Source organism: Acinetobacter apis, from assembly GCF_900197575.1.
GTDB classification, from domain to species: Bacteria; Pseudomonadota; Gammaproteobacteria; order Pseudomonadales; family Moraxellaceae; genus Acinetobacter; species Acinetobacter apis.
Map to the genome: position 1 here is coordinate 221,121 of NZ_FZLN01000002.1, position 14,896 is coordinate 236,016.

A 14,896-nucleotide genomic window follows, 5' to 3' on the forward strand; every position below is an offset into this window, starting at 1 on the left:
CTCTAATCTAATGAACGGTCATAATCATAAATGACTAAACCTGTTGTAAATACAACTGCTTTTGTGCAAGCTCAGATGAGATTGCGCCAACATTACCTGCGCCTTGTGTCATCACCAAATCATTGGCATGTAAAAGTTTTCTTAACACTTGTTCTAAATGGTTCTCATCAAGCGGATCAATTAAAATAGGTTCAACTTGACCACGTAATCGAATACTTCTTGCTAAAGCACGACTGTCTGCACCAACAATCGGTTTTTCACCTGCAGGATACACCTCAAGTAAAACCAATTCATCCACTTCAGAGAGCACATCAACAAAATCATCAAAACAATCACGTGTACGTGAAAAACGATGGGGTTGAAAAATCATGACCAAACGTCGGTCAGGATGACTTTGACGTGCAGCTTTGATGGTGGCATCGACTTCTTTTGGGTGATGACCATAATCATCAATTAACTTTACAGTGCCCTCTGCCACTGGATATTCGCCTTGAATTTGAAAACGGCGTCCTACCCCACCAAAGTTTTTTAATGCACGGCTGATTGCACCATCAGACACGCCTTCATCTGTTGCAATACCAATTGCGGCAAGCGCATTTAAAATATTATGTAGACCGGGCTGATTAATGGTTAAGCGAAGTGGTGAACGGTCTTTACGAAGCACTGTAAAATGCGACTGCATGCCATCTTGAACAACATCAATTGCACGGATATCGTTGTCTTCATCAAAACCATACGTCAAAATGGGACGACCAAAACTTGGCATAATTTCACGTACATTGCGATCGTCGCCACAGACCACAGCTAACCCATAAAAAGGCAATCTACGAATAAACTCAACAAAAGTTTCTTTTAACTTATCAAAGCTGCCTTGATACGTATCCATATGATCGGCATCAACATTAGTCACAATCGCAGCCATAGGCTGTAAATGTAAAAATGATGCATCAGATTCATCGGCTTCAACCACAATAAATCGGCTCTCCCCCAATGCAGCATTCACACCGGTTCGATTCAATAATCCGCCAATCACATAAGTCGGATCAAAGTTTTCTTCAGCCAAAATTGTGGTCAATAAACTGGTGGTAGTGGTCTTTCCATGTGTACCTGCTACTGCAATACCATGACGGTAACGCATAAGTTCGCCTAGCATTTCTGCACGACGTACCAATGGAATACGCTGTGCCAATGCTGCTTTAATTTCAGGATTATCACGATCAATGGCGGTTGACACCACAATCACATCAGCACCTTGAATATTATCAGCACTGTGACCAATAAATACCGTTAACCCATCTTGTTCTAATTGAGCCGTGGTTTTTGACGCTTTAATATCTGACCCTGAAACCAAATATCCTTGATTTTTTAATACCTCAGCAATACCACACATGCCGGCCCCACCAATACCCACAAAGTGAATATGCTTAATACGGCGCATTTCTGGAATTCGAATCAACGTTTTTTCGAGATGAGTTTGAAAAGGTGTTGGTGACATAGGGAGCTCAAATATTATAGTGTTTCAATTAAATCAACGACATGCTGTGTCGCATTCGGTTGTGCTTTTTGACGTGCTTTTACTGCCATTTCTGTCAATCTTTGGCGATTAAACAAGTCAGTTAAGGTGTGATACAAGCTGTCTTGTGTAAACTCAGTTTGTGGACACAGCTTGGCAGCATTGTCTTGGGATAAAAACTTGGCATTGGCTGTTTGATGGTCATCCACAGCACTTGGCAATGGTACAAACAGTGCAGCAACACCTGCGGTTGCAACTTCAGTCACCGTCAGTGCGCCTGCACGACAAATAATTAAGTCTGCATCTCGATAAGCCGTTGCCATATCTGCAATAAATGCAGTGGTTTGAACCTGTATATGCGATGGATAATCTGCATAACGCGCTTGGGTTTCTTCAAATTGTTTTTGACCCGTTTGATGGGTAATGTGAAGCGGCATATCAAACTGTTTAAATACCTGTGGTAAAGTTTGGTTAAACACTTGAGCGCCCAACGAACCACCAACAATTAAGATATTTAATGGCAATTGTTGCTTTTCACGCTGTTCATAACGCCATGCAGGACTAAAAATATTAGAAATTTCTTCACGCACAGGATTGCCGGTGGTCACAATTCGCGTATGTTCAGGAAATGTTTTTGGAAAAGCTTGGCACGCAATTTTGGCAACACGTAATAATTGCACATTGGTAAAGCCTGCAACTGCATTTTGCTCATGAATAAGTACCGGAATACCCAAAGCACGGGCAGCTAAACCACCCGGCCCTGCCACATATCCACCAAAACCTGCTACAGCATCCACTTGATGTTTTTTTAATAATCGAATGGTGCAGACAACAGCTTTAAGAATTTTAAATGGCGCTGCCACTTTACGAAATAATCCATTACCACGGACACCCTGAATATCAATTTGATAAATTGGAATATCTTCATTTTGAAGCAGTCTATTTTCCATACCATGCGGTGTCGCAAGCCATGAAACTTGATGCCCTTGTTGCTTTAATTGCTTGGCGACTGCTAATGCAGGAAACACATGACCGCCTGTGCCTGCGGCCATCATCATGACATGTTTACGGTTTGGAATTTCAGATTTGCTCACGTGTATAACTTCAACTGCAAAGTGATCATTTTAAAAATCTTATTTTAATCATAAAGTGCCAAAGGGGGTGAATGATTTTCACGCCTTTTCAACAAATATTGATGCAATCAAGCTATTTCATGAAGGTGCTTGAATCAATTGCGATAAAATTTTAGATTTCACCATTATTTATGCCTACAATAAGTAAGGTATCTTCAGGATTCATTACTTGAATTGTAAATTTATTCCATTTTATTTGTTATTTTGACTGTGCTTTAAAATAAAAAACACACTGCGTATTAAAACACAGTGTGTTATGACATACCATCTGCTACGTACATTTTAACGACAATTGCACGCTTATGATGCTGAGCGTTTTGCCTCAATCACATCAAATAATAAATCGGCAATTGATGTACCATATTGAGCATCAATTTCACGAATACAGGTTGGACTGGTTACATTAATTTCAGTCACATATTCACCAATCACATCTAAGCCAACAAAGAATAAACCTTTGTCACGAAGAAATGGACCTACTTTTTCGGCAATTTCACGGTCTTTTTCAGTGAGTGGTCGTGCTTCACCTAAACCACCTGCAGCAAGATTACCACGTACTTCACCACCTTGAGGAATACGTGCTAAGCAATAAGGTACAGGTTCACCGTTAATCATTAAAATACGTTTATCTCCATCAACAATTTCAGGAATATAACGTTGTGCCATAATAGGAACTGTACCTAATGAAGTGAGCATTTCTAACGTTGCACCAATGTTTAAACCACCATGAGTTACCCGAAAAATACCTGTTCCACCCATACCATCTAAAGGTTTTACAATCACATCTTGATGGGTTGCAATAAATTCGCGAATTAAACTGGCTCTTGATGTTACAAGCGTTGGAACTTGAAGCTCAGGAAACTGTGTTGCAAAGAGTTTTTCATTACAATCACGTAAAGACTGCGGCTTATTTACCACCAAAACCCCTTCACGCTCAGCTTGCTCTAAAATATACGTGGTATAGACAAAATTCATGTCAAATGGCGGATCTTTACGCATCAAAATGACATCAAAATCTGCAAGCTGAGTTTTTACTTGCTCACCCAAATGATAATAATCGGCTTGATGCTCAAACACTTTTAAATCAGCCGTTAAACCCCATGCTTTGCCTTGATCAAGATATAAATCTGACTGTTCAATATAGCTGAGTGAATGCCCACGGCGGCTCGCTGCCCACAGCATTGCCATGGTTGAATCTTTTTTTAGATTAACGTGTTGAATCGGGTCCATGACCACAAGAATACGCATAATACTTACTCGGTTTTATGATTTATAAAGACATTCAATTTGAATTTTGGCTGTTTCTTGACGAGAAAATTCAGCAGCTTTTTGAAACAAATGTTGATCGGGATAAACCCCGGTATACAAATAAAATTGTTCTAATGCTTGTAAGCTAAACACTTCTGCACCTGAAATTGTGGCTTTATGAAGCTCGCGGGCTTTTTGGATCAATGGCGTCTCTTCAGGTAAAGCAACCACATCAAAAACAATTTGTGCTTGCCTAATGCTGTCTTCATCAAATGCCAATTCATGAGCTACATCTGAACCTGCCATACCGATGGGTGTGGCATTAATGAGAAGATCAAATGATGCCGCTGATATTGCCTCTTTCCATTCATAACCCAATGTTTTCGCAAGTGCAATGCCTTTAACACGGTTTTTAGCCACAACCACACCATTTTCAAAGCCTTTTTGCTTTAAAGCAAACAATACTGCTTTAGCCATCCCCCCATTGCCTCGAACTGCAAAGCGACTCTTGGATGAAATGTTATGCCGTTCTATAATTTTTTGAATCGCAATATAATCAGTATTATATGCTTTTAATATTCCGTCTGTATTGACAATGGTATTGACCGACTGAATAGCTTGTACAGATGCATCAAGTTCATCAACCCATTGTATAGCATCTTCTTTATAGGGCATTGAAATTGCACAGCCTCGCACAGGAAGCCCTCTCACGCCTTGCAATGCTTGAGATAAATCTGCTGGCGCAAATGCTTTATATAAATAATTTAAACCTAAAGCTTGATACAAAAAATTGTGAAACCGTGTACCAAAATTACTCGGATTTGCAGCCAATGAAAGGCAAAGTATGGTGTCCTTATCCATTTTTATATCTTTCCTTTTTTGATATTTATTATGACGCACTGAATAATGTATACCATTCAAAAAAAAATTACAGGAGAATCATACTGTGAAATTATATCGTTACTTAACTGGGGTAGATGATGCTGCATTTTGTGCACGTGTCACAAAAGCTCTCAATTTAGGATGGGAACTATATGGTTCACCTACTATGTCATTTAATGGCGAGCATATTATTGTTGGACAAGCCATCACTAAAGAAACTTCTCATGATTATCAAGAAAGTACCGATATTTTGAATGAACTAAAACAAGCCTCATAAAAAAAGGAGCATAAGCTCCTTTTTATTAGATCGTTTGAATACCGTAGCGATCTCGATATGCTTTCATATTCGCTAGGGCTGTTGTTTCGCCTTTAGCCTCTAAATAATCCATTAAATCATGCATTGTAATTAACGCATGAACTGGAATTTCAAGCTGTTGCTGTACTTCTTGGATTGCTGACAATTTAGTTTGACCACATTCTTGGCGGTCTAATGCCACCAATACACCTGCTATACTTGCCCCCGCTTGACGTAATATCTGTACCACTTCACGAATCGCAGTTCCTGCAGTAATGACATCATCGATAATCCATACTTTTTTGCCGGATACAGCAGCACCAACCAATACACCACCTTCGCCATGGTCTTTGGCCTCTTTACGGTTAAAGCCCCATGGTACACTTTTCCCATGGTGCTGAGAGAGTGCCACTGCTGTTGCTGCTACAAATGGGATGCCTTTATAAGCAGGACCAAAAATCACTTCCACATTTTCACATTGATTCAACTGAGCTGCATAACCTTGTGCTAATAATGACAACGCATCTCCGTCGTTTAATAAGCCTGCATTAAAAAAATAAGGGCTCACACGACCTGATTTTAAAGTAAACTCACCAAACTTAAGCACACCACGTGATAAGGCAAGTTCAATAAAAGCTTGCGAGTTAAATTGAGAAGGCGTTGTCATGAATGAGGTGCTCCGTTTTTTTCGACATTGAGGTAAAACTAAGCCATGATACCAAAGGATAGCTATTCGAGTGATGAAAAAATTCTTCGTGTGGTCTCATTAAATGTAAATGGATTACGTGCATCGGTAAAAAAAGGCCTACTTGAGTGGTTAGAACAATCCGAAGCCGATGTGGTCTGTATGCAAGAAAGCCGTATTACGCCAATTCAATGGACTGAACAATTTAAACCTGAAGGTTGGTATACCCATTTGTTCCCAGCTGAGCGTGCAGGTTATGCAGGCACAGCTATTTATAGTCGTCTGCCTTTTGTGTCTGTGCAAGATGGTCTTGGTTTTGAATTGGCTGATTCACAAGGTCGATTTATTGCAGCTGAGTTCGATTTAGGCCTAGGTCAAAATGCATTTATTTGTTCGTTGTACTTACCATCGGGTTCATCAGGTGATGAAGCACAAGCCCGAAAAGATATTTTCTTAGAAAAGTATCAAGCTATATTAAAGCAATGGCGTGATGAAAAAAAATCGATCATCATCTGCGGTGATTACAACATTGTTCATAAACGCATTGATATTAAAAATTGGTCAGGCAATAAAAATTCATCCGGTTGCTTACCACATGAACGTGAATGGCTAGATCATATGTATGATGAGCTAGGGTATGTTGATACTTTCCGTACTGTTCGTCCTGAAGCTGAATTATATTCGTGGTGGTCTAATCGTGGTCAAGCACGTGCTAAAAATGTTGGGTGGCGAATTGACTACCATGCATGCAGCCCTGATTGGAAAGATCGTACAGTCAATGCATGGGTATACCGTGATCAGTGGTTTAGTGATCATGCCCCTGTCATCATTGACTATAAAATCTAATCATAAGCGACAAAAAAACATGATAAGATTTGACCTATTGGTCATTTTTTGTCATGTTTGTTGTTCCTATGTCATCAAATCATCATGATAAGCAACTAATCTGTAATAGAAGTTCAAAAAATATATAAAAAAATTAAAATAATTGAATAAAAATTACCTACCCCTAATATCCTTTATCACTATTTATCAAAAGCTTATTTCAAATGTGAACATATGTTCTCTTGGGCATGGTAAAAGGCTTACATTCTTTGTCGTCCAAGATGATATTTATCTCACTAAAATAAGCGCATTATTCCTGTACGGCAAAGGGACATGTCAGGATGACAGAAAAGGATTGGACGCCGTAGGATGAAAAAGAAAGTCGGTAAATTTATTTACAGGTTTTCTCAAGGATGTGACATTGGACGTTGAAACTCGAGACCCGCATAATCAGGATGATTTAATGCGGGTTTTCTTGTTTTAAAATACTGAAAACAAAATTTAATATAGCGAGTTATTTTATTTTACGCTAGGCTTATTTATCAATTCCTTCAATTAAAACGTATCATAATATGTTAAAAATTTACGGCATTAAAAATTGCTCAAGCATGAAAAAAGCATTCGATTTACTCAATGAATTGGGTTTAAGTTATGAGTTTCATGACTACAAAAAACAAAGCATTGACGAAGACACGCTACATACATGGTTAAATGAAGCAGGCGCTGCGCTTATTTTAAATAAAAAAGGCACTACATGGCGCAAACTCAGTGAAGAAGAACAAGAGCATGCGCTTGTCGGTCAGGCAGAATTAATTGAAACTTTAAAAGCACATACCAGCTTAATTAAACGCCCTGTGCTTGAAACTGCACATGGGCTCATTATTGGTTTTGATGAGGCACAATACCGAGCGCTTCATCAAAATATATCTAAATAATTATTGAATACGTTGCCATACTTGGTCACGACCCAATAATGCGACACCCAAATACCCTCTTAATTTCAGTACTTTATTTTGCTGTGTAAGTTCACCTTTTAAACGGTAAGTTTTACCGTTTTTAGGGTCTAAAATCTCTCCACCTTCATATTGATTATTTCCAATCGGCTTTAGCCCTGAAACAATCGTCACGCCTTGCAATGATTTATTGTGGTATTTGCCTTCACATGATGAACAAATCCCCCCTGCATCACCACCAAATATGCGTTGAATATTCGCAGATAATGTACCATCAGCTTGTTGATTAAATACAACTTGTGCTTTGGCTTGTTTGGTACTGTCGTCAATGGTTTTCCACACAGTACCATGTAGTGGGTCTGCGGCAGATGCTGCAGTAGCTAAACCGAGCATAGTAAATGCAAGCAATAATTTTTTCATTGTTCCCTCGACACATCAATCATTTGATTGAATTTTGATCTAAATACGTTTTTACCAATCCAATCAGATTGGTGTAAACTGACTGATTGACTGAAGAATACAAATAATACTTCATCTATTTTATGACAATAATAGGATAATTACGATGCATGAGATGTGGAAACAATATTTTGTTGAAGGGTTACTCAAAGGCACGGTTCGCTATCCAAGCACACGTCGTTTATCGCCTAAAATCATGCGTATTTTTACTGAGCAAGTCAGCCAAATCTTTCCTTTAAATAAAGAACAAATTCATATTGCTGACTATGCATTGGGGTCTATGACAGCTGAAAAAATATCCCCACTTGCAATCACAAGCCCTAAAGTCATTTTATACTTTCATGGTGGCGGTTTTTGCTTGGGTTCGCTCAAATCACATCGTGCTTGGATTTGTGACTTAGTCCGTGCCAGTAAAATTCCAGCTATTCATTTAGATTATCCTTTGGCGCCTGAAACTACGTTTCCTGAATCTGCAGAAGCCATTTACCATGCGTATATAACATTGGTTGAATCAGGTATTGAGCCTAAAAATATTATTTTGGCAGGTGATGATAGCGGTGCCAATATTGCATTAAGTTTAGCGCTGCGCTTAGTACGTCAAAAAACCACAGCTTTGCCTTGTGCTTTAATTTTATTATCACCATTTTTAGACTTAACATTAACCAGCGGATCGGTGCGTTATAACCAAAAACATGATGCAGTAATGTCACCTAAATTTTTACAGCAAGCGATTCACTACTACCTTGACCACACAAATTATGAAGTAGACAACCCAAGGGTTTCTCCATTATTTGATGATTTAAGAGGGCTACCGCCACTGTTTATTCAAGTCGGCAGTAAATCATTACTGATGGATGATGCTAAACGGCTCAAGGAAATGGCAGATACTGCAGAAGTTGAAGCCACATATAAACTTTATACGGGCATGTGGCATAATTTCTTTATGTTTAATGCATGGTTTGAGGAAGGACAAACTGCATTACACGACATTGCACACTTTGTTGAACAACTCAAAGAAGATGCATGAGCTCACCCCATGCATCTTCTTTAATTTAGGGTTTTAATGCAGCCAACTGTGTTAATAAGGTGTCTGCATGAAACTCACCCGTAAGCCTTAATTCACGCTGTTCTTGGTGTGCTGTATTTAAAAATAAATATGTTGGTGGACCAAGTAAATCCCAAGTCGATAAAATTGTCTGCTGTGATGGGTCATATTGGCTTAAATCAAATTTAATTAAATAATATGGCTGTAATGCCTGTTGAACGTCAGTCTGTTTAAGAATTTTATGTTCAATAGGCTGACACGCTACACACCAATCTGCATAAACATCAATCACAACTGCCTGATTGGCAGGTGCTTGACTTAATAGCTGCTGAAATTCATTGGCATTTTTAGCCACATGCCATGTTAGTACATCGTGTTGTGACTGCGCATTTTGGTATTCATGTTGTGTGTAGACAGCAGCACTCACAGTTCCGATCGCCAACACCAAATACAATGCTTTTAAGCCTACTGATTGCTTATAAATGGCATAAAGCGCATATGCTGTTGCACTGATGAACAGCGCTTGACTACAGAGCAACATGGTCAAAGGTGAAAGTAGCGGTCGTACAAAATACAATGCCAAGCCAAGCATAATAAAGGCAAAGATGATTTTAATTTGATTCATCCATTCGCCCGCTTTAGGCAAAACTTTGGTGCCGACTAAACTCACAAGCAGCAAAGGGATGCCCATACCAAAGCCCAAAGCAAATAAAAGCGTTGCACCATGCCATTGATTTTGTGTCTGTGAAATAAACAACAAAGCCCCAGCAAGCGGTGCAGTCATACATGGGCCAACCAATAGTGCAGATACTGCACCCATGACGGCAGTACCCATTAATGAGCCACCTTTTTGTGTAGACTGTACACGGTCTAGGCGATTGGTTAGGGCGGATGGCAATCGAATTTCAAATAAACCAAATAAGTTCAACGCAAATAAAATAAATAATCCACTAAATGCAATTAACGTACTCGGTTGTTGTAACCAGCGCTGAAAACCAAGTCCTGCATAGGAGGCAACTATTCCTAAAAGAGCATAGACCGATGCCATACTGACCACAAAAGTAAGTGCTGTCAGCCATGCTTTTGTGCCTTTTTGATCACGTAAAATTAAAGAGCTGACAATCGGCAGCATTGGCAAAGAACAGGGTGTAAATGCCAATAAAAAACCAAGCCCTAAAAATAGCCCTAAACCATAAATGAATGAATGGTCTTGTAATTGATCTGACCAACGTTGGTCTTCTGCAACAGATTTTACATTTTGACTTGGTATTGCTGCTGCCGCAGGTTGTAGCGTATTTGATGACTGTGCAGCAAGATCAGATAAACGCAATGCATTATGTGTTTGCGCTTGGTCTTGGCTGATTAGCCCATTTAAATCGGTCGTCACTTCAGTATGCTGCGGTGGATAGCACAAACGATCTTTAGCACAACCTTGCCAAGTTATCGAATACGTGGTGTTTGGTTGAACTTGGATTTTAAATGCCAAATTGTGGTAATACACCAAACTTTGTCCAAAGTTTTCATCATGCTGAGCAATGGCCTTTGGGAAAGCAATTGCTACGTTTTGCTTCTGCGCTGTAACTGCAATTTTTTGTTGGTATAAATAGTAATCAGGTGCAATCTGCCAACGAAGAGTTGCTGTTTGAGATGAATCTGACTCTGCTGAAAAAGCAAATGCTTGTGCAGCAGGCAACAATGGGGCATCGTTGGCATAAATGCTACTTGATACCAGCAAACATAAAATACATTGTATCCCCAAACGCAATGTTGCTTTTATATTTACCAATTGATTCACCCCATCACGCTATCAACTATTGTGTTGATTAAAATAAGAAAGATACGCCAAAACCGCCTTTATAATCAGGAATATCGCCACTTAGACTTGCACCAATGTTTGCATCAAGTTGCATACGCTGATTGACACTATACATTACACCTATTGCCAAAGTGCTTTGAATATTTTCGCTTTCTTGTTTACGGTAAACGAATTCAGAATAACCTGACCATTTCTTAGAAAACTTATAGTTTAATGTTGGAATGGCTGTCACAGCCCATGTGCTATTTTGAATTTCATAACGCATGGTAATGCCTGTGGTTAAAAACTCATTTTGAATATAGTTCACGGTAGATGCCACAGTATAAATATCATCGTGTGCTGTAAAGCCATCATTGCCTGTCGCGATTTGTGCTTGAGCAAGTAATGCCATACTCATACGGTCATCATTTAAATCAATGGCCTTTTTCAAACCAATACTGACATCACCTAAACCTTCATCTGTAATTTTTTTACCCGCTTGGTTGGTTCTGATCCAACCCGGACCGCCAAAGCCTACACGTAATTCAAGGTCTTTTGTTAAACCTGTACGCAATAACATGTCACCTTGGATCGCAATGGTCTTTTGCTGATCATTTTGACGATCTGCTTCAGTATATTGAACTGTTGGTAAGCTTTGCTCCCAAGCTAAGTTCCCAACGGGTGTAATACTTGTGGTAAATCCAGTACGTGGACGATCAAAAGAAAAATCTTCTGCAAAAACTTGCGTTGTGACCAATGTTGCCAATACAAGTGTTGTCATTCTTAACTTGTTATTCATATCAATACCAAACATTTATGTATTCAACTCTTTAGACATCTTTGCACCATGCTCTCGGAGTGTTTGCAAAGTCTTTTTTTCTTCAGGTAAGGCTTGTGACCAATCGATTTCATCATAGTCGCATTCAAAGAATAACTGACTAATAGACGACAATATAGTTAAATTTTCATCATCTCGTGTATTTGGGTCGACGGATTCAGCCAATAAGCGCTCTACAGCAGGTACACATGCTGCACTTGCAGCATCCCAAAGTGGACCATAAAACTCTTCACTGTCCCACAAATGCACATTGGCTTGAGCGGCAATTAAAGCATCCAATAATTGTAAATGAATGCTTAAGCGATCTGTTTTTTCTTGTTCTGATAAAGGTTGCCCAGACTCATATGCCTCAGCGACCCCTTCCCACCACTGAAATAATCCATCACAAACAATAGAAATTGGAAATCCTTGATCAGGATCAATGAAATTCACATCTAAGCCTGTACTTAATAATGTTTGAACTGTCGTCAAATCTAATTCTTCAAGTGCTTTAACTAGCGCTTGTTGTTCTGTTGTCAGCATAGCGATCTCGTTTAATGTGTGCTTGAACTGCACGTAAATTGGCTAGAAGTGGTTGAATCATGCCATTATAAACGATAAAAAAAGCGCCAACAGGCGCTTTTTTAAATAATCCACTTTAAATGCTGCTTTCAACTGCTTCTAATAGAGGTTTAGGCACACGCGGATTTTTCTTTTTCTCAAAAATATGGTCTAGGCTATGCTTTAGTCGTACCACAGCACCATGAATTGCTGCATCAATATTGGTTGCTTTATGAGACACTGCCACAGGTTTAATGCCTGCCGGACGTGCTTCAATCATACAACGCAAATCTTCTTCTCCCCCTTTTGCGGCATTTTCATCGCTGATATGGACTGAAAAATGGGTGATTTTCTCACCATGTCGTTGGAACTTTTCATTTAAAGATGTACGGATGTAACTGATTAAACGTTCACTATTTTTGATGTTCTTGTCGGTGCGAATTTCAATATTCATAAATCGTCCTCACTTTTGACTTTACGGTACAAAAATCTTAAACACAAATGTACCTTACGACTATATAGCATTATTTTTCATAGATATAAATTTAACATATAATTTAATTTTTTCTAAAAACCTCACCATTAATTGTTTCCATACTTTTAATATGCGCTTAATTTAAAAAGATGCAAGTGGTATTTATTAAAAATTTGCAAAACAAAAACAATTCATTTCGTTGTGCAACATGCCCTGAAAATTAATGCAAATTATTATGCAAACAAATTCAATCATTAAATGATTTAAGTGAATTATTACACTTTTTATTTGCTATTTTTATTGATACAAAGACATGAATTGTTACTAATTGAGCAGATTAAAGAAATTAATTTATTTCTGATAAGTATTTTTATTCTATTCATTTGCAGCTTTTATGCGAAGAAATGCAAAATAATGCATATACTTTATTTTGCACTTTAAATGCACTATTTCTGCGCTCGCAGCCGCAAATTTTAAACATTCAATGACTCAAACCGTGCACTGTTATTATCAAGCACCAAATAAGTGCATCAATAATGATCATGACATTTTAGATAACCCAAAACACCTAATGAAATGCTCAATCTAGATATTTCAAGCTGTTTAAAATGAACCATCCATTATTTTTCTCGGATTTAACATATTTATATTTAAGTTAAATGAATGAATTCATGTGTAAATTTCAAAAAAACATATTTTTTGTTTATTTTTTGATACAAATTGACTACAGTATGGTTCATTTTTTGCTAGATACGCCAACACATGGCTGATTTCAACACATCAGTCTAGCAAACTAAGGTCAGATACTCGTTTATCTTGGTCGTGCGGTAAGACCACTGGGGCATTTATTATGTTGTTTACTCTCCTATCTACTTATAGAAAATCGGCAATTGCAACTTCGTTGTTCAGCACGCTGTTATTCTCTCAATCAGCATCTGCACTACTTTGGAGTGACAATGCAATCGGCTGGCGTTATAGCAATGATTTTGCTGAACCCTATAAAAACAATAGTGATGGTTCTCGAACAGATATTACCAAACATATTTTTTCATTTACGCATAGCAGCGGATATGCCTACGGTACAAACTTTTTAAACGTTGACTTTTTACAGTCATCAGAAGAAAAGTATGGCGGATTTGGTAGCGATCAAAATGAAACAGGTACACAAGAAGCTTACGTGGTCTATCGTAATAACTTAGACATTGGAAAAGTCTTTAAAAAAGATTTGTCGTCAAAAGGGATTCGTGGTTACTCACTGACTGCAGGATTTGATTGGAACACTAAAAACGACTCATACAGTTCAAAAAAGCAAATGTTTGTGGTTGGTCCAACCATTAACTTTGATGTGCCTGGATTTTTAAGCTTCAGTACACTTGCCTTTTTTGAAAGCAATAAACCAAAAGGTATTGATAGCCGTTATAGCTATGACCCAACAGTTGCATTTCAATTGACATGGGGCATGCCAATTGCGAAAACACCATTGTCATTTGAAGGCTATGCGCTTTGGATTGACTCAAAAGGCAAAAATGAATTTGGTGGCAAAACAGCACCTGAAATTAATATTGATGCCATGGTGATGTATGATTTGAGCTCATTATGGGGCAAAAATGATAAAACCTTACGTGTCGGTTTTGAATATCAATATTGGCACAACAAATTTGGTAACCCATCTCGTGGCAATGCAGGCGCAACTGCACACACGCCAATGGTTCGTGTTGACTACCACTTCTAAGACAGGAATATAGTGTGGATAACAAATGATTTATCCACACCCAAACTCAATACATTCATCCACTTTATGGTGTGAAATGACTTCTGATTGACGTCAGTTTCTTTTACATTTTGTGGTGTTTATGAAGCCTTGCTGATAAAACATTACACAGCGCTTAACTTGCTTTGTTATATTGAATCTTATTTTTATGGGATAATTTATGCGTTTTCATATTTTGATGGCATGCCTTTGTAGTGGTGTTGTTTTGTCTGCGTGTAGCCAAAACCCAGCCAAAAATTTGGCAACAGCCAATCCAGCCAGCCAATATTGTATTGAAGAAGGCGGTAAATTACGCAAATTAAAAGATGCGTTTGGCAATATCAGTTATAACTGTAAGCTGCCAAATGGGGTCGAAAAAAATGAATGGGATCTCTACCGAGAAACCCGCGAGTTAAATAACTCAGCACAATAAAAAAACGGGATATGTAAACATATCCCG

At 38.4% G+C, this 14,896-nt stretch carries 16 protein-coding genes; 6 read left to right on the forward strand and 10 right to left on the reverse strand.

Annotation, left to right across the window (positions count from 1 at the left end):
- Positions 1 to 34: 34 nt before the first annotated feature.
- From murC to CFY84_RS07580, 4 genes are all read right to left on the reverse strand, one after another.
- Positions 35 to 1,495, reverse strand: a complete 1,461-nt coding sequence (gene murC / locus CFY84_RS07565) for a UDP-N-acetylmuramate--L-alanine ligase (protein WP_088823615.1) — start codon at positions 1,493 to 1,495, stop codon at positions 35 to 37.
- Positions 1,496 to 1,509: 14 nt separating this feature from the next.
- Complete coding sequence (murG, locus tag CFY84_RS07570) at positions 1,510 to 2,607, reverse strand: undecaprenyldiphospho-muramoylpentapeptide beta-N-acetylglucosaminyltransferase (RefSeq protein ID WP_407640202.1); 1,098 nt, start codon at positions 2,605 to 2,607, stop codon at positions 1,510 to 1,512.
- Between the two features lie 339 nt (positions 2,608 to 2,946).
- Positions 2,947 to 3,894 (reverse strand): glutathione synthase, encoded by a 948-nt coding sequence (gene gshB, locus CFY84_RS07575; protein ID WP_088823616.1) that lies wholly within the window; start codon positions 3,892 to 3,894, stop codon positions 2,947 to 2,949.
- 15 nt (positions 3,895 to 3,909) lie between these two features.
- Positions 3,910 to 4,755: a shikimate 5-dehydrogenase gene (locus tag CFY84_RS07580; RefSeq protein ID WP_088823617.1), complete on the reverse strand. Its 846-nt coding sequence runs from the start codon at positions 4,753 to 4,755 to the stop codon at positions 3,910 to 3,912.
- Positions 4,756 to 4,840: 85 nt separating this feature from the next.
- On the opposite strand from CFY84_RS07580, the gene CFY84_RS07585 reads away from it, so the two are divergent.
- Positions 4,841 to 5,053: a DUF1737 domain-containing protein gene (locus CFY84_RS07585; protein WP_088823618.1), complete on the forward strand. Its 213-nt coding sequence runs from the start codon at positions 4,841 to 4,843 to the stop codon at positions 5,051 to 5,053.
- A gap of 25 nt (positions 5,054 to 5,078) precedes the next feature.
- Here CFY84_RS07585 and pyrE read toward each other — a convergent pair whose 3' ends face one another.
- Entirely contained in the window at positions 5,079 to 5,738 is a 660-nt protein-coding gene (pyrE, locus tag CFY84_RS07590) for an orotate phosphoribosyltransferase (RefSeq protein WP_088823619.1), read from the reverse strand.
- A gap of 45 nt (positions 5,739 to 5,783) precedes the next feature.
- Here pyrE and CFY84_RS07595 point away from each other — a divergent pair, with 45 nt between their 5' ends.
- Together CFY84_RS07595 and CFY84_RS07600 are read left to right on the forward strand one after the other, a co-directional pair.
- On the forward strand, positions 5,784 to 6,602 hold the full coding sequence (locus CFY84_RS07595; RefSeq protein ID WP_088823620.1) for an exodeoxyribonuclease III: 819 nt from the start codon (positions 5,784 to 5,786) through the stop codon (positions 6,600 to 6,602).
- 551 nt (positions 6,603 to 7,153) lie between these two features.
- On the forward strand, positions 7,154 to 7,516 hold the full coding sequence (locus CFY84_RS07600) for a Spx/MgsR family RNA polymerase-binding regulatory protein (protein WP_088823621.1): 363 nt from the start codon (positions 7,154 to 7,156) through the stop codon (positions 7,514 to 7,516).
- On the opposite strand, the gene CFY84_RS07605 is transcribed toward CFY84_RS07600, so the two are convergent.
- Positions 7,517 to 7,954 carry a DUF2147 domain-containing protein gene (locus tag CFY84_RS07605; RefSeq protein ID WP_088823622.1) on the reverse strand — a complete coding sequence of 146 codons (438 nt, stop codon included), beginning with the start codon at positions 7,952 to 7,954 and terminating at the stop codon, positions 7,517 to 7,519. It lies immediately after the preceding gene.
- 154 nt (positions 7,955 to 8,108) lie between these two features.
- On the opposite strand from CFY84_RS07605, the gene CFY84_RS07610 reads away from it, so the two are divergent.
- Positions 8,109 to 9,020, forward strand: coding sequence for an alpha/beta hydrolase (locus CFY84_RS07610; RefSeq protein ID WP_088823724.1), 912 nt, complete (start codon positions 8,109 to 8,111; stop codon positions 9,018 to 9,020).
- Positions 9,021 to 9,045: 25 nt separating this feature from the next.
- Here the strand turns inward: CFY84_RS07610 and dsbD are convergent, their stop codons facing one another.
- The 4 genes from dsbD to CFY84_RS07630 form a co-directional block, all read right to left on the reverse strand.
- Positions 9,046 to 10,833 carry a protein-disulfide reductase DsbD gene (gene dsbD / locus CFY84_RS07615; protein ID WP_088823623.1) on the reverse strand — a complete coding sequence of 596 codons (1,788 nt, stop codon included), beginning with the start codon at positions 10,831 to 10,833 and terminating at the stop codon, positions 9,046 to 9,048.
- 28 nt (positions 10,834 to 10,861) lie between these two features.
- Positions 10,862 to 11,632 carry a transporter gene (locus tag CFY84_RS07620; protein WP_228149618.1) on the reverse strand — a complete coding sequence of 257 codons (771 nt, stop codon included), beginning with the start codon at positions 11,630 to 11,632 and terminating at the stop codon, positions 10,862 to 10,864.
- 15 nt (positions 11,633 to 11,647) lie between these two features.
- Positions 11,648 to 12,193 (reverse strand): ankyrin repeat domain-containing protein, encoded by a 546-nt coding sequence (locus CFY84_RS07625; RefSeq protein ID WP_088823624.1) that lies wholly within the window; start codon positions 12,191 to 12,193, stop codon positions 11,648 to 11,650.
- Positions 12,194 to 12,308: 115 nt separating this feature from the next.
- On the reverse strand, positions 12,309 to 12,665 hold the full coding sequence (locus CFY84_RS07630) for an HPF/RaiA family ribosome-associated protein (protein WP_088823625.1): 357 nt from the start codon (positions 12,663 to 12,665) through the stop codon (positions 12,309 to 12,311).
- Between the two features lie 871 nt (positions 12,666 to 13,536).
- Between CFY84_RS07630 and CFY84_RS07635 the strand changes: the two genes are divergently transcribed.
- Together CFY84_RS07635 and CFY84_RS07640 are read left to right on the forward strand one after the other, a co-directional pair.
- Complete coding sequence (locus CFY84_RS07635) at positions 13,537 to 14,418, forward strand: outer envelope protein (protein ID WP_088823626.1); 882 nt, start codon at positions 13,537 to 13,539, stop codon at positions 14,416 to 14,418.
- A gap of 199 nt (positions 14,419 to 14,617) precedes the next feature.
- Positions 14,618 to 14,869, forward strand: a complete 252-nt coding sequence (locus tag CFY84_RS07640; protein ID WP_171289060.1) for a putative hemolysin — start codon at positions 14,618 to 14,620, stop codon at positions 14,867 to 14,869.
- Positions 14,870 to 14,896: the final 27 nt, after the last annotated feature.

Coding starts and splice junctions, on each gene's coding strand:
- CFY84_RS07595 (WP_088823620.1), top strand. CDS start 5,784: ATGATACCAAAGGATAGCTATTCGAGTGATGAAAAAATTCTTCGTGTG.
- CFY84_RS07620 (WP_228149618.1), bottom strand. CDS start 11,632: ATGAATAACAAGTTAAGAATGACAACACTTGTATTGGCAACATTGGTC.
- CFY84_RS07610 (WP_088823724.1), top strand. CDS start 8,109: ATGTGGAAACAATATTTTGTTGAAGGGTTACTCAAAGGCACGGTTCGC.
- murC (WP_088823615.1), bottom strand. CDS start 1,495: ATGTCACCAACACCTTTTCAAACTCATCTCGAAAAAACGTTGATTCGA.
- CFY84_RS07640 (WP_171289060.1), top strand. CDS start 14,618: ATGCGTTTTCATATTTTGATGGCATGCCTTTGTAGTGGTGTTGTTTTG.
- gshB (WP_088823616.1), bottom strand. CDS start 3,894: ATGCGTATTCTTGTGGTCATGGACCCGATTCAACACGTTAATCTAAAA.
- CFY84_RS07630 (WP_088823625.1), bottom strand. CDS start 12,665: ATGAATATTGAAATTCGCACCGACAAGAACATCAAAAATAGTGAACGT.
- CFY84_RS07635 (WP_088823626.1), top strand. CDS start 13,537: ATGTTGTTTACTCTCCTATCTACTTATAGAAAATCGGCAATTGCAACT.
- CFY84_RS07580 (WP_088823617.1), bottom strand. CDS start 4,755: ATGGATAAGGACACCATACTTTGCCTTTCATTGGCTGCAAATCCGAGT.
- CFY84_RS07605 (WP_088823622.1), bottom strand. CDS start 7,954: ATGAAAAAATTATTGCTTGCATTTACTATGCTCGGTTTAGCTACTGCA.
- pyrE (WP_088823619.1), bottom strand. CDS start 5,738: ATGACAACGCCTTCTCAATTTAACTCGCAAGCTTTTATTGAACTTGCC.
- CFY84_RS07600 (WP_088823621.1), top strand. CDS start 7,154: ATGTTAAAAATTTACGGCATTAAAAATTGCTCAAGCATGAAAAAAGCA.
- CFY84_RS07625 (WP_088823624.1), bottom strand. CDS start 12,193: ATGCTGACAACAGAACAACAAGCGCTAGTTAAAGCACTTGAAGAATTA.